The 19,675-nt window shown below is 62.3% G+C and carries 9 protein-coding genes; 4 read left to right on the top strand and 5 right to left on the bottom strand.

The window, feature by feature from the left end; translation table 11 throughout:
• Positions 1-331 precede the first annotated feature (331 nt).
• Positions 332-8,206, top strand: coding sequence for a retention module-containing protein (locus tag FQ192_RS01615; RefSeq protein ID WP_149657082.1), 7,875 nt, complete (start codon positions 332-334; stop codon positions 8,204-8,206).
• 180 nt (positions 8,207-8,386) lie between these two features.
• Here the strand turns inward: FQ192_RS01615 and lapD are convergent, their stop codons facing one another.
• From lapD to FQ192_RS01595, 4 genes are all read right to left on the bottom strand, one after another.
• Positions 8,387-10,327 carry a cyclic di-GMP receptor LapD gene (lapD, locus tag FQ192_RS01610; RefSeq protein WP_149657081.1) on the bottom strand — a complete coding sequence of 647 codons (1,941 nt, stop codon included), beginning with the start codon at positions 10,325-10,327 and terminating at the stop codon, positions 8,387-8,389.
• A gap of 22 nt (positions 10,328-10,349) precedes the next feature.
• Positions 10,350-11,054, bottom strand: a complete 705-nt coding sequence (gene lapG, locus FQ192_RS01605; RefSeq protein ID WP_149657080.1) for a cysteine protease LapG — start codon at positions 11,052-11,054, stop codon at positions 10,350-10,352.
• A 241-nt stretch (positions 11,055-11,295) separates the two neighbouring features.
• Positions 11,296-11,691 (bottom strand): YbaN family protein, encoded by a 396-nt coding sequence (locus tag FQ192_RS01600; RefSeq protein ID WP_149657079.1) that lies wholly within the window; start codon positions 11,689-11,691, stop codon positions 11,296-11,298.
• A 10-nt stretch (positions 11,692-11,701) separates the two neighbouring features.
• Complete coding sequence (locus tag FQ192_RS01595; protein ID WP_133839201.1) at positions 11,702-12,289, bottom strand: YecA family protein; 588 nt, start codon at positions 12,287-12,289, stop codon at positions 11,702-11,704.
• A 396-nt stretch (positions 12,290-12,685) separates the two neighbouring features.
• On the opposite strand from FQ192_RS01595, the gene recQ reads away from it, so the two are divergent.
• The 3 genes from recQ to FQ192_RS01575 all read left to right on the top strand — a co-directional run bounded on the left by recQ (position 12,686) and on the right by FQ192_RS01575 (position 17,241).
• Positions 12,686-14,812 (top strand): DNA helicase RecQ, encoded by a 2,127-nt coding sequence (gene recQ, locus FQ192_RS01585; protein WP_149657078.1) that lies wholly within the window; start codon positions 12,686-12,688, stop codon positions 14,810-14,812.
• A gap of 119 nt (positions 14,813-14,931) precedes the next feature.
• Positions 14,932-15,366, top strand: coding sequence for a MarR family transcriptional regulator (locus tag FQ192_RS01580; RefSeq protein WP_133839199.1), 435 nt, complete (start codon positions 14,932-14,934; stop codon positions 15,364-15,366).
• A 129-nt stretch (positions 15,367-15,495) separates the two neighbouring features.
• The gene (locus FQ192_RS01575) at positions 15,496-17,241 is read left to right on the top strand and encodes a FimV/HubP family polar landmark protein (RefSeq protein WP_149657077.1); all 1,746 of its coding nucleotides are present in this window, start codon (positions 15,496-15,498) and stop codon (positions 17,239-17,241) included.
• Positions 17,242-17,423: 182 nt separating this feature from the next.
• On the opposite strand, the gene FQ192_RS01570 is transcribed toward FQ192_RS01575, so the two are convergent.
• Positions 17,424-19,613 carry a patatin-like phospholipase family protein gene (locus FQ192_RS01570; protein ID WP_149657076.1) on the bottom strand — a complete coding sequence of 730 codons (2,190 nt, stop codon included), beginning with the start codon at positions 19,611-19,613 and terminating at the stop codon, positions 17,424-17,426.
• Between the last annotated feature and the right edge of the window lie 62 nt (positions 19,614-19,675).

Raw genomic sequence — 19,675 nt, 5'->3', positions numbered from 1 at the left:
TAGGGCGGAGAAGTGCTGGAGGGGAGGGAGGTGGGACGGTTTTGAGGCGACATTTTTTTGTCACTTGAGTGAATCAGGACCGTTACGCATCGCTCGCAGGGAGGTTGTTCCGCAGTGGGAACCCGATGCCATTGATTGCAGAGGGTTTTATGCCGAGCCGGACAAATGGCCCGCGAACGACACGCTTGGCGAGAACGTCGCCAGGAATGCGTTTTACCTTGGTAAACACGTATTCCGGTAGACGATCCGCCAGGCAAGCCCGCTTTCGCCATGAGCACGTTCTTCGCGCAACCAGATGCCGACAGCGGTTGGCAGCGCAGGAGATTTGCACATGGCTACGCTCATTGGGATCGTCAGTAAGGTCATTGGTCAGGTGTTTGCGGTTGCGGCCGACGGTACTCGACGCGCGTTGGTCGAGGGCGACCGGTTGTTTGCCGGCGACCAGTTGGTCACCGGGGCCGAAGGCGCGGTGGCGGTGCATCTGCAAAATGGCCAGGAGCTGACGCTTGGGCGAGGCAGCAGCCTGCAAATGACGTCCCAACTGCTCGCGCATCAGGCGCCCCACGTGGACACCCCTGAAGCGGTGACGCCGACTGAAGCGCAGTTGACCGATGTACAAAAACTCCAGCAAGCCATCGCGGCCGGCGCCGACCCGACCCAAACCGGTGAAGCCACCGCTGCCGGCCCGACGTCGACCGGTGCGCCTGGCGGTGCCTTGGGTGGCGGTCACAGTTTCGTGCTGCTCGAAGAAGTGGGCGGGCGGGTTGATCCGAACATCGGTTTCCCTACCGCCGGGTTTGGCGGCATTCCGGAGTTTCCTGAAGAACGGCACAACGCCGATGTGCAGCAGAACGACAACACCGTGGTGGTGCCTCCGGTGAATAACATCGTCACCCTCGGCGGCCTCGACGCCGCGGGCGGTGAACTGACCCTCAACGAAGCTAATCTGCCCGACGGCTCGGCGAGCAATCCGGCGGCCCTGACCCAGAGCGGCACCTTCACCGTGACCGCGCCCGATGGCCTGCTGAGCCTCAGTATCGGCGGCATCAACGTGATCAGCGGCGGGGTGGCCTCGGGCTTCCCGCAAGCGATCACCACCCAACTCGGCAACACCCTGACCATCACCGGCTACAACCCGGCCACTGGCGTGGTGAGCTACAGCTACACCCTCAACGGCAACGACACCCATTCGGCCGGCGATGGCGCCAACAACCTCAGCGAACAATTCACCGTGGTCGCCGGGGACACCAATGGCGACACGGCCACCGGCTCCCTGGACATCAACATCACCGACGACGTGCCCAAGGCCGTGGATGACAACAACGGCACCGCATCTGAAACGCTGCTGACGTTGACCGGCAACGTGCTGACCAACGACGTGCAAGGCGCGGATCGCGTGGCCATCGGCCCGAATTCCGGCCCGATCACCCCCGGCACCTTCACCGGCACTTACGGCACTCTGGTGCTGAATGCCAACGGCACTTACACCTACACGCTTAACACCAGCGATGCGGATTTCAAAGCGCTGCACGGCGGCGGCAACGGCACGGAAACCTTCGCCTACACCCTCACTGATTCCGACGGCGACACCAGCACCGCCAACCTGGTGCTGCAAATCCACAACAACGATGACCCGGTCGTCATCAATGGCCTGAACGTCGAGGGCGGCGAACTCACGGTCTACGAAAAAAACCTCAGCCTCGGCAGCGCGCCCGACAGTACTCAACTGACCCAAAGCGGCACCTTCACCATCACCGCGCTGGATGGCGTGCAAACCCTTACTGTCGGCGGCATCACCGTCGTCAGCGGCGGCGTGGCGGCAGGTTTCCCGCAATCGATCCCGACCGGTTTGGGCAATACGCTGACCATCACTGGGTTTGATGCGACCACCGGCGTGGTCAGCTACAGCTACACCTTGAACGGCAACGATGCGCATCCAACGGCGGGTGGCGCGAATAACCTGCCTGAGCAATTTGCAGTGACGGTGGTCGATGACAACGGCACCACTGCCAACGGCTCGCTGGACGTCAATGTGATCGACGATGTGCCGAAAGCCATCGACGACAGCAACGCCAGCACGGCTTCGGAAACCTTGCTGACACTGAACGGCAACGTGCTGACCAACGACGTGCAAGGCGCGGATCGCGTCGCAACCGGCCCTGTGACGCCCGGCACCTTCGCCGGTACTTACGGCACCTTAGTGTTGAATGCCAACGGCACCTACACCTACACGCTCAATACCAGCGATGCGGATTTCAAAGCGCTGCACGGTGGCGGCAACGGCACCGAAAACTTCACCTACACCATTACCGATTCTGACGGTGACACCAGCACCGCCAACCTGGTGCTGCAGATCCACAACAACGACGATCCGGTCATCATCAATGGCCTGAACGTCGAGGGCGGCGAGCTCACGGTCTACGAGAAAAACCTCAGCCTCGGCAGCGCGCCCGACAGTACTCAACTGACCCAAAGCGGCACCTTCACCATCACCGCGCTGGATGGCGTGCAAACCCTTACTGTCGGCGGCATCACCGTCGTCAGCGGCGGCGTGGCGGCAGGTTTCCCGCAATCCATCCCGACCGGGTTGGGCAATACGCTGACCATCACCGGTTTTGATCCAGCCACCGGCGTGGTCAGCTACAGCTACACCTTGAACGGCAACGATGCGCATCCGACGGCCAACGGTGCGAATAACCTGCCTGAGCAATTTGCAGTGACGGTGGTCGATGACAACGGCACCACGGCCAACGGTTCGCTGGACGTCAACGTCATCGACGATGTACCGAAAGCCATCGACGACAGCAACGCCAGCACTGCGTCTGAAACCTTGCTGACACTGAACGGCAACGTGCTGACCAACGACGTGCAAGGCGCGGATCGCGTCGCAACCGGCCCTGTGACGCCCGGCACCTTCGCCGGTACTTACGGCACCTTAGTGTTGAATGCCAACGGCACCTACACCTACACGCTCAATACCAGCGATGCGGATTTCAAAGCGCTGCACGGCAATGGCAACGGCACCGAAACCTTCGCCTACACGATTACCGATTCTGACGGTGACACCAGCACCGCCAACCTGGTGCTGAACATCCACAACAACGACGACCCTGTGACCCTCAACGGCCTCGACGTCGTGGGTGGCGAGCTGACGGTCTACGAGAAAAACCTCAGTGACGGCACCAGCCCGAACGCGCCGGCTCTGACTCAGACCGGTTCGTTCACCGTCACCGCACTCGACGGCTTGCAAACCCTCGATGTGGGCGGCATTCATGTGGTGGTCGGTGGCGTGGCGGCAGGCTTCCCGCAATCAATCGTGACCCCGCTCGGCAGTACGCTGACGGTCACCGGTTATGACGCGACCACGGGCGTGGTCAGCTACAGCTACACCCTGGTGGGCACCGAAACCCATCCGAACGCCAACGGCGCCAACAGCATCACCGAAAACTTCAACGTGGTGGCCACGGATACCGACGGCAGCACGGCCACCAATCAGATCAACGTCAATATCGTCGACGACTTGCCGACAGCCCACCCGGACAGTGCGTCGGTGGCTGAGGGCGGGACGGTGTCGGGCAACGTGCTGGATAACGACATCGGCGGTGCCGATGGCCCCGCGGTGACGGGCGCAGTCGTTGGCGTACGCGCCGGCAGTGACACCTCGACCTCGGCCATCGGTGGCCTGGGCTCGAACATCAACGGCACCTATGGTTACCTGACCCTGGATGCCAACGGCAACGCGGTCTATCACAGCAATCCCAACGCGGTGAACGCCCCGGGCGCCACCGATACCTTTGTCTACACCGTGCGCGATGCCGATGGCGATGAAAGCACCACCACCATCACCATTGACGTCTCGAACAGCTGCATCAAAGCGGTCAGCGATACCGACGTGACCGTCTACGAAAAAGCCCTGGACCTGACCAAAGATGGCCAGGACCTGGCGGCCGGCACCGTCGTCGGCAGCGACCCGACCAGCACCGGCGAAACCGCCAGCGGCACACTGGTGGGCTCGGTCACCGGGGCGATCGGCGCGATCACTTATTCCCTGGTGGGGAGCGCCAATGGCAACTTTGGCCAGATTGTGCTCAACCCCAACGGCACCTACACCTACACCCTGACCTCGCCTGCGAGCACCACACCGCATGCCGACGACGGTGCGAATACGCTGACGGAAAGCTTCACCTACCAGGCCACCGATTCCCTGGGCAACATCACCACCAGCACCATCGTCGTGCAGATCGTCGATGACGTGCCAAAAGCGGTAAACGACAGCAACAGTGGTGTGGCCTCAGAGACTGCGTTGACCCTCAATGGCAACGTCCTGACCAACGACATTCAGGGCGCGGACCAGGTTGCCACCGGGCCGAACGCCGGGCCGGTCACCCCCGGCACCTTCACCGGCACTTACGGCACCTTGGTGCTGAATGCCAACGGCACCTACACCTACACGCTGAACACCAACGATGCCGACTTCAAAAACCTGCACGGCGGCGGCAACGGCACGGAGACGTTCGCCTACACCATCACCGACGCGGACGGCGACACCAGCACCGCCAACCTGGTGCTGCAAATCCACAACAACGACGATCCCGTCACCCTCAATGGCCTCAACGTCACCGGCGGCGAGCTGACCGTCTACGAGAAAAACCTCAGCGACGGCACCAGCCCCAACACCCCGGCCCTGACCCAAAACGGCACCTTCACCGTCACCGCGCTGGACGGCTTGCAAACCCTTGATGTCGGCGGCATTCATGTGGTCGCGGGCGGCGTGGCCGCAGGCTTCCCGCAATCGGTCACCACGGCGCTCGGCAGCACGTTCACCGTCACCGGCTACAACGCCACCACCGGCGTGGTCAGCTACAGCTACACCCTGGTGGACAACGAAACCCATCCGACCGCCAACGGCGCCAACAGCATTACCGAGAACATCAACGTGGTGGCCACGGACGCCGACGGCAGCACCGCGTCGGGGCAGATCAACGTCAACATCGTCGATGACTTGCCAACCGCTGCGCCGAACACCGGCACCGTGACCGAAGGCGCAACCGTCAACATCAGCGTGCTCGGCAACGACGTGCTCGGTGCCGATGGCGCAGCGGCCGGCGGGGCGGTAGTCGGCGTGCGCGCCGGCAGCAACACCGCGACTTCGGCGGTGGGTGGCTTGGGCACCAACATTAACGGCACCTACGGCTACCTGACCCTGGATGCGGCAGGCAACGCCGTGTACCACAGCAACCCGAACTCGGTCGGCGTGGCGGGGGCGACCGATACGTTCGTCTACACCGTGCGCGATTCCGACGGTGACGAAAGCACCACCACCATCACCATCAACGTCAACGACAGCGGCCTCAAAGCGGTGGTCGATCAGGACGTGACGGTCTTCGAAAAAGCCCTCGACCTGAGCAAGGATGGCCTCGACCTGGCCCCCGGCACGGTCACCGGCAGCGACCCGACCAACACCGGCGAAACCGCTACCGGCACGCTGGTCGGTTCGGTCACCGGCGGCACCGGTCCATTGACTTACAGCGTGGTCGGCAGCGCCACCGGAACCTACGGGCAAATCCTGATCAACCCGGACGGCAGCTACACCTACACCCTGACCTCGGCGCCAAAAACCTCGCCGAACGCTAACGACGGGGCGAACACCCTGAGCGAAAGTTTCACCTACAAAGCCACCGATGCCCTGGGCAACAGCACCACCAGCACCATCGTGGTCAACATCGTCGATGACGTGCCCAAAGCCGTGGCGTCGGACCGTTCGGTCACCGCAGTGGAAATCGATTCCAACCTGCTGTTGGTGATCGATGTCTCCGGCAGTATGGCGGATGCTTCCGGCGTGCCCGGCCTGTCGCGGATAGCCTTGGCGAAGCAGGCTATCAGCGCCTTGCTCGATAAGTACGATGACCTCGGCGACGTGCGAGTGCAGATCGTCACCTTCAGCAGCAGTGCCACCGACAAGACCACAGTCTGGGTCGATGTGGCGACCGCCAAGTCGATCATCGCCTCGCTCACCGCCGGCGGTGGCACCAACTACGACGCAGCAGTCGCGGCGGCGAAACTGGCGTTTGGCACACCGGGGCAACTGACCGGGGCGCAGAACGTCGGGTACTTCTTCTCCGACGGCAAGCCCACCTCCGGCCAGGAAACCGGTACGGCGGATGAGGTCGCCTGGAAGGCTTTTCTCGACGCCAACGGCATCAAGAACTATGCGATCGGCCTCGGCAGCGGCGTCAGCAATGCCAACCTCAACCCGCTGGCCTATGACGGCAGCACCCACACCGACACCAACGCGGTAGTGGTGACCGACCTCAACCAGCTCAACTCGGTGCTCTCGGGCACGGTGCAAGGCGCGCCGGTCACCGGCACGTTGCTGGAAGGCGGCTCGTTCGGTGCCGATGGCGGCTTCATCAAAACCATCGTGGTCGACGGCACCACTTACACCTACGACCCGAAAGGCAACAGCAACCAGGGTTCGCTGACCTTCAGCGGCGGCACCAACCACGGCACCTTCAACACCGCCGATAACAGCATCAGCATCGCCACCAACAACAGCGGCACCCTGGTGATCAACCTCGATACCGGTGAATACACCTACACCTCGCAAAAAACCACGGCGGTGGTGATCACCGAAAACATCGGCTTCACCGTCAGCGACAACGACGGCGACCTGGCCAGCTCCACGCTGACGGTCAAAGTCATTCCGAACGCACCACCGGTGGCAGCGGATGACCACATCATCACCAACGTGCTGTCGGGCACCATCGTAGTGCCAGGCGAGCTGCTGCTGGCCAACGACACCGACGCCAATGGCGATCCGATGACGGCCACCCCGACCACGTTCAACACCGGTTGGGCCGCCAAGGGCGCGGACTTCACCGGCACGGGCGCGATCAGCTTCGCCGGCACCGGCAATACCGCCGCCAACCAGGCACTGGCCGATGTGCGTAACGCGTTTGCGGCCAACACGGCAGCGATGACCGCCGTGCTGGTGATCAGCGGCTACCTCGGCACCGTCACCACGGCTAACGCCAACGATGAAGACCTCATCACCGTCAAACTGAAACAAGGCGAAACCCTCAACCTCGACCACAACCTGGCGGCCGGTCACGTGACCATGGAGTACTCGCTCAACGGCGGCGCGTTCGTGAGCATCGCCGATGGCGGGACCATCACCGCGACCTCCGATGGCACCTACCAGATCCACGTCACCAACATCAGCAACACCACGGGCAGCAGCCCGACAGCGGCCGAGAACTACCAACTGACCATGACCGTCAACTACGCCGGGGCCCACGATGTCACCCCGGACTACCATGGCACCTACACCGCCAACGACAACCATGGCGGCAGCGACACGGCGAACGTGACCATCAGCTACCAGGACGGCCACACCCTCACCGGCACGGCGGGCGATGACGTGTTGGTCGCGGGCACTGGCAACAATGTCCTCAACGCCGGCGACGGCAACGACGTGCTCACCGCCGGCTCAGGCAACAACGAGTTGCACGGCGGCGCCGGCAATGACTTGTTGTACAGCGGACCGGGCAACGACCTGCTCGACGGCGGCACCGGCACGGACACCGCCAGCTACGCCCACGCCACGGCCGGCGTCACCGTCGACCTGAGCCTGCTCACCGCACAAAACACCCTCGGCGCCGGCACCGACACCCTCACCGGGATCGAGAACCTGACCGGCTCCAACTTCAACGACACCCTGACCGGAGACAATAACAGCAACGTGATCAACGGCGGCCTGGGCAACGACGTGCTCAACGGTGGCGGCGGCGATGACTTCCTGATCGGCGGCCTGGGCAACAACACCCTGACCGGCGGCGCGGGAGCCGACACCTTCCAGTGGCTGGCCGGCAACAGCGGCCACGACGTGGTCACCGACTTCACCCCCGGCACCGACAAACTCGACCTGTCGCAACTGCTGCAAGGCGAAAACGGCACCGCAGCGTCGCTGGATGACTACCTGCACTTCAAAGTCACCGGCAGCGGAGCCACCCTCGTCACCAGCATCGACGTCAGCGCCATGGCCGGCGCCACGCCGAACCAAACCATCGACCTGGCCGGCGTCAACCTGGCCAGCCACTACGGCGTCACACCGGGAGCGGGCGGCGTGGTTGCGGGCGGGCACGACACGGCGACCATCATCACCGGGATGCTCAACGATCACTCGTTGAAGGTGGATACGGTTTGATGCGCTAGGGCTGGAACGACGAAACCCGCCATCCCCTTGCTAGGGGGATGGCGGATCGTTCCCACGCGCAGCAAAGGAATGCCTCAACGGACGCTCCGCGTTCGGCTGTTGATGGGACGCGGAGCGTCCCGGGCTGCATTCCCACGCAGAGCGTGGGAACGATCAGAAAGGCTAACGACATCACATCGGCTCCGGCGGCCCGATCAGCCGCCCCATGACACCAAACAGCCCCAGCGACTTGATCGCCGCCAACTCTCCCTGCGTTTCAACCCTCTCCGCAATCAACGGCAGATCAATGCTGTTGGTTGCCCTGTATATCGCTTCAATGAACAGCCGCTTATCACTGTGCTCATCAATCCCCCGAATGTAGCTCCCGTCAATCTTCAGGTACGCCAATCCCAGCTGAGTGAGGTTGCCGATCTGGCTAAAACTCCCGCCAAAATGCTGTAACCCGATGCGATACCCCGTGTTGAGCAAGCTGTGGCTCAGGCGCTGCAATTCGTCCGGGGGCGGGAGTTGGCGTTCGTCGATTTCCAGGATCAGCAGCGGCGCGAGTTCCGGCAGGGAGTCGAGAGACTGCACGATCTGTTGCAACGAGGCCGGATCGCGCAGGGTGGTGCCGGACAGGCTCAGTGCCAGGGGCCAGCGATTGACGGCGAGATAGTCGAGGGTGGCGTCGAGCATGGCGAGGTCGAAGCGGGCCGACCAGCCGAGGCGTTCGATCCATGGCAGGAAGTGGCCGGCGGCAATCGCTTCGCCCTGTGGGTCGAGCAGGCGCGCGAGGACTTTGTGGTGCAGCACCTGGCTGGTGTCGGCGCATTGCACCACCGGTTGGAAATACAGTTGCAGCTTGCCGTGGGTCAGGGCGTCGTCGATCCAGTTGCGCCAGTCGTGTTGGGACTGGTTCGGCGCGGTGCTGGAATGATCCAGATGCGCCCACGGCCGTTCGGGATGTTGCTGGGCCTGGGTCAAGGCCTGATCGAGGCGCAGCAGCACCTCGCCGGCCGGCTCGCCCGGTTGGTAGGCGACGATGCCCAGGTGCGCCACCGGCATGCTGTCGCTGGCACCGGTCAGGCGCAGGTTTTCCAGGGTGGCGCTGATTTCGGCGCACAGGCGCGCGGCGTCCTTGTCGTCCAGGCCCGGGGTCAGCAGGCTGAACTCGCCGCCGCGATTGCGCGCTGCCAGCCAGGTCCGGCGCTCCGGGATTTGCGTCAGGCGTTTGAGCAACTCGGCGACGGCACCGATCAAGGCATCAGTGCGCTGGCCGCCCAGGCGTTGGTTGAGGCCCGCCAAGTCGTTGATCCGCAGCATCAGCAAGTGGCCGTCACTGCTCTGTTCGCTGACCAGCAAGTGATCGGCCAGTTGCTCGTCCAGCAAGCGTCGGTTGGCCAGTCCCGTGAGGTTGTCCTGATAGGAATCAGCCCGCAGCTTTTCACTGCGCGCCGCCTCTTCGGCGAACAGCGCCTTGAGCTTCTCGACCATCTGATTCATCGCCAGCACCACCCGTTTCAGTTCCGGCGTGCGTGGCAGTTTGGGTAGGCTGAGAAATTCCCGTTTGCTGATGGCTTCGGCCTGTTTGACCATCGTGTCCAGCGGGCGCAATTGCCGGCGCAGCAACCAGCCGCCGAACATCGCACTGACCACGCCGCACAGCAGCAGCCAGGCCAAACTGCCGAGGGTGCTGTCCCAGAGCTTGGCCAGTGCGAACTGCGGATTGCTCAACACTTCGACCCGCGCCACTTGCTCCCAGCCGCGCATGATCAGCGCATCGCCCCCTTGCGCGTGCAGGTTCACCAGGCGCACGAACCAGTCGGGTACACCCTCGATCCGCGCCGGAGCGTCACGTTCCACCAGCACCTGTTCATCGGCGATGTTGACCACGCGGATGCTGCTGAAATAGCCGCTGTCGAAAATCGAGCTGACCATCAACTCGATCATCGCCGGGTCGTCGATCTGCGTGGTCAGCGACAGCCCCAGCGCGGTGGCGGCGTCCTGGGCGTGGGAGCGCAATTGTCCGAGCATTTGCTCGCGCGAGCTTTCCAGGCCGACAAAAAAACTGCCGCTGAACGCCACCAGCAGAAACAGGCAAATGGCGAGAAACAATTGTTTGCGCAGTGACATAAAACGCTCCTTGCTCTGGCGGCTAGCCGTCGCCCACGGCGAACCCTTCGGCCTGCATTTTTTTCAACACGTCTTGCCAGCGCGATAGCTTCTTCGAGTCGCTGCTGCGCTTGCCGCCATTGGCGCCCGGCAGGTACAGGCCTTCGGCGTTGAAGGCATACACCGGCAGCAGGTCTTTGCGCTGCGAGGCAGGGCGGATCTCGCCGATCAGGTTGTCCAGCACCAAAGGATCCGCCGTGGGGCTGCTGTAGAAGGTCAACACCATGTGCGCCTGGTTCTGGGTCAGGGCCTTGACGTAGGTGATGCGCAGTTTTTCGCCGGGAACCCCGAGCTGACGCAGGCTGAAATATTTCGCCAGGGCGTAGTCCTCGCAGTCGCCGGCGCCCTTGATCAGGGATTCTTCTGGCGTGGCCCAGTAATCAATCTGCTGCCAGATGCGACTGTCGTCTTGAAAACTCAGTTGCTGATTGAAGAAGCGATTGACCGCGTTCAGTTGTTCGCGCTCTGGCTGGTTGCGTTCACCTTGCAGCATCTGGTTCCAGGCCTTGATCCGCCCTTGAGCCGGGCCGAGGGAGCCGTAGCGTTTTTCGGCGGTTTGCAGGATCAGTCCGAAATCCCAGTCGGCGCAGACTCGGCCCAGCCCGGCCAGCAAAAAAAACGCCAGCAGCCCGCCGCCGAACCGAAGTCGGAGCGCTGGCCATCCTGGACTACGCCGACTGCAAGACATGTCTGGCTGCTCGGGTGCAGATGACTGGAGTTTAGGTGGTGTTTTAGCTGGGGGAGGGTTGATCGTCGGCTTGCAGTGAACCCTGTGGCGAGGGGGCTTGCCCCCGTTCGGCTGCGCAGCAGTCGTAAAACCAGCCGGCATGGTGTGTCAGAAGAAACCGGGTTGCAGGGTTTGGGGTCGCTTCGCAACCCAACGGGGGCAAGCCCCCTCGCCACAAAAGCCCTTTACCACGGAGACAGGATCAGGGTTTTTGCAGGGTTTTCTGCTTGAGGATGTAAACCGTGACCAACACCGCACTGGTCAACATAAACCCCCGCGCCCACGGCAATGGCACCAAGTAGCAGGAGAACAGAATGCTCACCCACATCAGGCCGATGGCGTAGACCTTGCCCTTGAGCGGGATACCGTTGCCGTCCAGGTAGTCGCGAATCCACGGCCCAAGCCGCGGATGCTCGACCAGCCATTGGTAAAAACGCGGCGAACTGCGAGCGAAGCACGCGGCGGCCAGCAGCAGGAACGGCGTGGTGGGCAATACCGGCAGGAAAATCCCGATCACCCCCAACGCCACGCTCAGCCAGCCGATGGCCAGCAGCACGTAGCGCAACATCAGGGAGCGGTGGCCTATGGGGTTGTCCATAGGCAAGACCTTAGTGGTGACGTGGCTTGAGGATCGCCGGTTTTTCGTCGGGTGCCTGGCACAGCAGGTACAGCGCGGTCAGGGCTTCCGGGATCTGCACGATCATGTCGTCCATCAGGTTGGCGTCCTTGGCGATGTCTTCGAACTCAGGCTGTTCGTCGAACAGACCGGAACCGACCATGATCGGCAGGAGCATTTCGCTGACTTCGTCTTCGGCGGTTTCGAACCAGGCCGCTTCGCGCAGGAACACGCCTTCCATGAAACCGATGCACCAGCCGCGCAGGTCGGAATCATCCGGCTCTTCGCCCAGGTCCAGGTCGCATGGCAGCTCGAATTCTTCGTCGGACGCCAGTTGGCGCGCGATGTGAGCCTTGAGGGCCAGCAGGGTGGATTCGATCGCTTCACGCTCGGTGTCGTCGGCGTAATGCGGCTCTTCGGCGAAGAGGGCGTCGATCCATTCACGGTCTGGAACGTTTTCGGAACAGATCGACAGCGCCGTGAGGTAGCCGTGGGCGGCCACGTAGTCCAGCGCCTCGTCATGCAGCTCGTCGGCGTCGAGGAAGACTTGCAGGCGGGTTAGTTGCTCAGCGAAGGACATTAAAAGCTACCTTGGGGAATTAAACAGATGCGGGAATTCTAGGCCTTCTTGAGCCCTCAGGCCAGCCGCGCGGGATATTTGCCCCTCATACACACCACGTTTCCCTGTAGGCGCTGCCGAAGGCTGCGATCTTTTGATTTTGCTTTTTAAAGACAAGATCAAAAGATCGCAGCCTTCGGCAGCTCCTTGGGGGGATCAGTGTTTGTCCTGATGTGTCTTATCAGCGGCACCCTTTGCCGGGAAGGGGTCGGGTATACTCGCGCGTTTTGTGATGCCCTGCTGGCGTCGCGGCTGAGATGTGAAGCGTCATGCAATGCGCACTTACGATTTGTCAGTGCAGCCTGCGTGGTTCTGAACCAGCCTTGCAGGGATGTTTCGGTGATTTTTGGAGTTTTTATGCTCGAACAGGCTCAACGCGTCCTCAAGGACATCTTCGGCTACGACAGTTTCCGTGGCCGCCAGGGTGCAATCATTGAGCGCGTGGCCAATGGCGGCGACGCCCTGGTGCTGATGCCCACCGGTGGCGGCAAGTCCTTGTGCTTCCAGGTTCCGGCGCTGCTGCGCGAAGGCCTGGCGGTGGTGGTGTCGCCGCTGATCGCGTTAATGGACGACCAGGTCGCGACCCTTGAAGAGCTCGGCGTTGCTGCCGCGGCATTGAACTCGACCCTGAGCGCCGAGCAACAGCGCGACCTGGCCGCCCGGATCAAGCGCGGCGAAGTGAAAATGCTCTACCTGGCGCCCGAACGTCTGGTGCAGCCACGGATGCTGGCCTTCCTGCAAAGCCTGGAAATCGCCCTGTTCGCCATCGATGAGGCGCATTGCGTATCCCAATGGGGTCACGACTTCCGCCGCGAATACCTGCAACTGGGCCAGTTGGCCGAGCTGTTCCCCAACGTCCCGCGCATCGCCCTGACCGCCACCGCCGACAAGCGCACCCGGGAAGAAATCGTCGATCGCCTGCATTTGCAGGATGCCGAGCGCTTCCTGTCGAGTTTCGACCGGCCGAACATTTTCTATCGCATCGTCCCCAAGGAGCAGCCGCGCAAGCAATTGCTGGCGTTCCTCGCCGAACGGCGCAGTGACGCAGGCATCGTCTATTGCCTGTCGCGCAAGAAAGTCGACGAAGTAGCGGTGTTCCTCAGTGAACAAGGCTTCCCGGCGCTGCCGTACCACGCCGGTCTGCCCAACGAGACGCGATCCCATCACCAGAAGCGCTTCCTCAACGAGGAAGGCCTGATCATGGTCGCCACCGTGGCGTTCGGCATGGGCATCGACAAACCCAACGTGCGCTTTGTCGCGCATCTGGATTTGCCGAAATCCCTTGAGGCGTATTACCAGGAAACCGGTCGTGGCGGCCGTGATGGTCTGCCAGCGGATGCCTGGATGGCCTACGGCCTGCAAGACGTGGTGATGCTCAAGCAGATGCTGCAAAACTCCGAAGGCGACGAGCGCCACAAGCGCCTGGAGCAGCACAAGCTCGACGCCATGCTCTCGCTCTGCGAAGAAACCCGCTGCCGTCGCCAGACCCTGTTGGCCTACTTCGATGAAGACATGCCCGAGCCCTGTGGCCACTGCGACAACTGCGTCGACGGCGTGCAGACCTGGGACGCCACCGAGCCGGCCCGTCAGGCACTTTCGGCGATCTACCGCACCGGCCAGCGCTACGGCGTCGGCCATTTGGTGGACGTTTTGCTGGGCAAGGACAACGAAAAGGTGCGCAGCTTCGGCCATCAGCACCTGTCGGTCTACGGCGTCGGCAAGGCGATGGGCGAGAGCGAATGGCGCTCGCTGTTCCGCCAGCTTGTTGCCCGTGGCCTGGCGGACATCGATCTGGAAGGCTACGGCGGCCTGCGTCTGAGCGACACCTGCCGGCCGCTGCTCAAGGGCGAAGTGACCCTGGAGCTGCGCCGCGACCTCAAGCCGCAAACCACCGCCAAAAGCAGCAAGAGCCAGGCGAGCCAACTGGTGCGTGGCGAAGAGCGCGAACAGTGGGAAGCCTTGCGCGCCCTGCGACGCAAGCTTGCCGAAGAACACGGCGTGCCGCCTTACGTCATCTTTCCCGATTCGACCTTGCTGGAAATGCTGCGCAGCCAGCCGACTTCGTTGGCGGAAATGGCCACGGTCAGCGGCGTCGGCGCCCGCAAGCTCGAGCGTTATGGCGAGGCCTTCCTCGAGGTGCTCGGCGGTCAGGTCGAGGCGCCGAAAGTGGTGGCCGACGTGCGCCACGAGCTGATCACCCTGGCCCGGGCCGGCATGACGCCGCTGCAGATTGCCGGTCAGCTGCAATGCTCGGAAAAGAACGTCTACACCCTGCTTGCCGAAGCGATTGGCAAGCAGCAATTGTCCCTGGAACAGGCGTTGGACCTGCCGGAAGAGTTGATGGGCGAAATCCAGGACGCGTTCCTCGACGGCGAGGGCGAGTTGCCACCGGTGGCGGAGATTGCTGCATTGTTCGCCGGTCGTGTGCCGGAAGGGGTTTTGTACTGCGTGCGAGCGGCGCTGCAATCCGAATTCGAGATTTAGGTGACCCACCGCATAGATGTAACGATTCAGTACGGAGCAAACCTTGCCTATAGCGAAAGGTCATGCTTAGCTGACTAATAATTAGATTTTCTCTATTTAAGCCTAACCATGAGTTTTTTATGCCGTTAACCGATCAACACCGCTTTGGCATGCAATTGGCCCAGATGTCTCGTGGCTGGCGTGCCGAACTGGACCGCCGTCTCGCCGGCCTGGGTTTGTCCCAGGCGCGATGGCTGGTGCTGCTGCACCTGGCGCGCTTCGATGAAGCCCCGACCCAGCGCGAACTGGCGCAAAGCGTCGGCGTCGAAGGGCCGACCCTGGCCCGCTTGCTCGACAGCCTGGAAAGCCAAGGCCTGGTTCAGCGTCAATCGGTGGTTGAAGACCGCCGGGCGAAAAAAATCGTCCTTTGTGCTCCGGCTCGACCGTTGATCGAACAAATCGAAACCATTGCCACCCAACTGCGCCACGAACTGTTTGAAGGCGTCGATGAGGCGGATTTGAAGGTCTGCATGCGGGTGCACGGTCACATCCTGGGCAACCTCGAAAAATCTTGAGGTAAATCCAGACGCCGAGTTTTTGAGATACCCCGTTGGGCAGACTATAAAGAACTACTCGGCAATATCGTGTTCGTACCGGATGTGCGAACGCGTACAGGTTGGTTCTGCTTAATCTAAGGGATGCTCATGCTCGAGAGTTGGCACGTGGTATTGCGGTATTGCACCCAGCTGCTTGTGGTGGGTGGTGCGGTCACTTACTCGGCATTGGCACCTGCCCTTGGGTTGGGTGACATCACGCTGCATTCGGCGCTGAACCAGCCGCTCAGCGCCGACATCGCACTGGTGGATGCCTCCGGTCTGGCGGAGGGCGACCTGTCGGTCAGCCTGGCCACGGCCGACGAGTTCAGCCGTGCGGGCGTCGAACGTGTGTTTTTCCTCAATAACCTGAAATTCACCCCGATCCTGCGGGGTAATCGCGCGCTGATCCGGGTGACCTCCAGCAAACCGGTCAATGAACCCTTCCTGAATTTCCTGGTGCAACTCAATCAGCCCAACGGGCGCTTGCTGCGTGAGTTCACCGTGCTGATCGATCCACCGGGTTCGCCGGGGATTGTTCCGGCGACTGACGAACCGACGGCCAGCGCGCCGACTTCCGGGTTCCCAAGCGTCGAACCTTCGGTTGCCCCCAAGGCCAAACCTTCGGCGAAAGCAGCTGCGCTCGCCGCAGTCGTAGCTCCACCGGTGGCAGCGCCAGCAAACGATGCAGTGGCCGAGCAACTGGCCGCCAGCATCTTGCAAAACCAGCAACTGCAAAAAACCATCGATGAGTTGAACGCCAGGCTCAAGACCCAGGATGGGCAAATCGCCGACGAGAGAAAGCAGGTCAGCGACTTGCAGACCCGATTGTCCGAAGTCGCGCAGACGCCAGCCGCCGCGCCAGTCGCCGTGGCACCTGCACCTGTCGTGGTTGAACAGCCCGAGACCGGCAACTGGCTGTTGATGGCCGGATTGCTGGGGCTGGTGCTGCTGGTGCTGCTGGGATTGTTTATTCGCCGCCAGCGGCAGCAAGCGCTGACCGAGCCGTTATCGATGACCCCCGATGAGCCCGCGCAAGAGGTGCAGCCATCGTCGCTCAGTCTCGCGAAAGTCCCCGATCACCACGAAGAAACCCCCGTCGGCGATGTGCTGGAAGGCGTGGGCATCTACCTGGCTTATGGTCGGTTTTCCGAAGCGGCCGGCCTGTTGCGTGAGGCGTTGGTCAAGGAACCGCAACGTACCGACCTGGCCGTGCAACTGTTGGAGGTGCTGGGTAAGCAGGGGGACGTGGCGGCCTATGACGCGCAGGAAAGCAGCCTGCGTGACGCCGGGTTTGACCCGCAGCAACTGACGGACATTCGCGCCCGCTTCCCGAAACTGGCGAATGCCACCCCGATCGCGGCCATTGCGCCGACGGCGGTCATTCCACCCGTTGCGGCGGCGGTGGCCGAAGCCGCACCTCGTGATGAGTTCCAGCTGAATCTGGACGACCTGTCGATGGATTCCAATTGGGATCTGGTCAGCCCGTTCGACGACGCACCGGCGGCCAAACCATCGACGCCGCCGGACGAACCCGCGTTCACGTCCAATCTGCACGTAATGCCCGACGTTTTCGAAATGCCGGATGAGCCGGCGTTGGGCGAACCGGAGCTGGAGTGGGATGCCGTACCCGAGGCGGAATCCCTGGACGACAGCTTCCTCGACGCCTTCAGCGAGCCGGGTCCGGCGCTGGAGCTTGAGCCATTGCCGAGCAGCGCCGGGAAACTGGAACAAGCCCAGACCTGCATCGATGACGGTGATCTGGACAGCGCCATCGAGCTGCTCAACGAATTGCTCAAGGAAGGCGACGAACCGCTGAAGCAGACTGCGCGCAACTTATTGGCCGGCATCCGCTGATCCTTGGCATGTGATCCATTGTGGCGAAGGAGCTTGCTCCCGCTCGGCTGCGCAGCAGAGGTTATTTCAACGCTCACGGTGTACCTGACACACTGGCTGTGCAGGTTTTGGGGCTGCTCTGCAGCCCAGCGGGAGTAAGCTACCTCGCCACAGGGTTCAGTGTTTTGCCATCGGGTCGGCGCTCAGAACGTCTGCCCCAAATTCAGATAAACCGCCTGCTCATCCGCATCATTGAGGCCATAGCTGAAGTTCAGCGGCCCCAGCGGTGTGTCGAAACCGATGAACACGCTGGCGGCGTTGATGTAGCCGCTGTCGAACGCATTGTCGTTGTTCCACGCCCGGCCGCGTTCCAGCGAGCCGCCGATGTACAGCGGGAAGTCCAGCGGCAGGTAGGAGCGCGGTGTCAGGCGTCGGTAATAAACGCTGCGCATCAGGCTGATGTTCTGCCCGGAAATCGCATCCTCGCGAAACCCCGACAACTGCCGCGCGCCGCCGAGCAGGAAGCTTGAAGTCACCACGTTGGCATCGTCCAAAGTGCGGCCATAGCGCCCACCGAGAATGAGGGTGTCGGGCCCGCTGCTCATGGCCTTGTCCAGTTTGAACTCCCACTGGCGGTAACGTTGGTCCGAGCCCAGCCCCGGTTCGAATTGCCGGAACGCGAGGCTGATGTCCTTGCCTTCGTGAGGGAAGTAGACGTTGTCGAACGAGTCGAACGAATACTTGAGCTGATAGAAACCCTCGTTGAAGCTTTCACTCGGCAAGTCCTGATCACCGATGCGCACGTCCGCCTTGCCCCAGGCCTCGCCGACGCCGAAGCGGATTTCGCCGCTATTGCCGATCTGTCGGCCGACATTCAGGCCGAAGCCATAACGTTCGACGCGGTACTGGGCGATCGGGTCGTTATCCAGGATCGACTCGACGTTCTGCGCTTCAAACGCCGCGTAGGGCGCGATGAAATAGCGTGAACCGACGTCCAGCGGTTGATAGAACTCGCTGTAGAGTTCCTGTTTGTCGCCGAGCTGCGCCCGGGTCAGCCATTCGGCGCCGAGGCGATTGATGCCGTTGACCCGGTAACTGGCGCCGAGGTTGAAGGCGCTGTCGCCACGCATGTCGTCCGACAGGTTCAAGCCGACCCGCAGGTAATCGGTGCCGCTGCGCTTGCCCCGGGCGCTGATCACCAGGGTGTGATCCTCGCCCTTGTGCACCACGCGGTATTGCACCTGTTCGAAGTAATCGAGGCCGTACAGGGTGCCCATGTCGGTTTGCAGGCGGCCCATGTCCAGCGGTTCGCCGACGTGTTGGCGAATGTAGTAGCGAATCACGTCGTCGCCGACTTTCGAGTCGTTTTCCACCTTGATCGCGGTGATGATCGGCGTGCGCTGGCTCGGTGCCCGGGCGGCGGTCAGTTCGGCATCCAGCGCTTGCGCCGGTTTGAGTTGGGTCAGGCGCGGTTCGAGGATTTTGGTGGCGCGGTAACCGGCGTCGATCATGTCCTGGGCGCGGCCGAAATCAGTCACGCCGAAACTGGCGAGTGACGGCTGAATCAGCACGTCGTCCTTGTGCAGGGCGGCGAGTTGTTCTTCGGAGTTGCGCCGGGTCATCAGGGTAATCGACTGGTTCAGCACATCGACCACGGTGGTCAATTGTTTGCGGTTGCGCAGCGGGGTGCCGATGTCGACCACGATGGCGATATCGACGCCCATCTCCCGCGCCACATCCAGCGGGATGTTGTCGGTCATGCCGCCGTCCACCAGCAGCCGACCGCCCAGCTCGACCGGGGCAAACACCGCCGGGATCGACATGCTGGCGCGGATCACCTGGGGCAAATGGCCTTTGCGGAACACGACTTTTTCGCCGGTGGAAATGTCGGTGGCGACCGCGCGGAACGGGATCGGCAGTTTGTCGAAGTCGCGGGTGTCGCTGGCGTGGGCCAGCAGGCTTTCCAGCAACAAGGCCAGGTTCTGGCCTTGAATCACCCCGAGCGGCAGGCCGAGGCTGCCGTCATCGCGAAAACTCAGCTTCTGTTTCACCAGGAAGTCCCGGTCATCCTGCTTGCGCCGGAACGGCACGTCTTCGCGCGGCGGTGCGTCTGACAGGGCCTGTTGCCAGTCGATGTTCAGCGCCAGTTTTTCCAGCTCATCGATCTTGTAGCCCGAGGCGTAGAGCCCGCCGATTACCGCGCCCATGCTGGTGCCGGCAATCGCATCGATCTTGATGCCTTGTTCTTCCAACGCCTTGAGCACCCCAATGTGGGCAAGGCCACGGGCGGCGCCGCCGGACAGCACCAGGCCGATTTTCGGTCGGGGCGCATCGACGGCTTGGGCGATCAGGGGGAGGAGGCAAAGCAACAGGCAACAGAATAAACGGCGCATCGTGAATCTCGGGGCAAGCGACAAAGGCGGCTATTATAGCGGCGCCCCTCTGGCTCAGGAGT

This window comes from Pseudomonas sp. ANT_J12, from assembly GCF_008370045.1.
Classification (GTDB): domain Bacteria; phylum Pseudomonadota; class Gammaproteobacteria; order Pseudomonadales; family Pseudomonadaceae; genus Aquipseudomonas.
The sequence above is the reverse complement of the archived record's forward strand: the minus strand, read 5'-3'. Positions and strand labels throughout refer to the sequence as shown.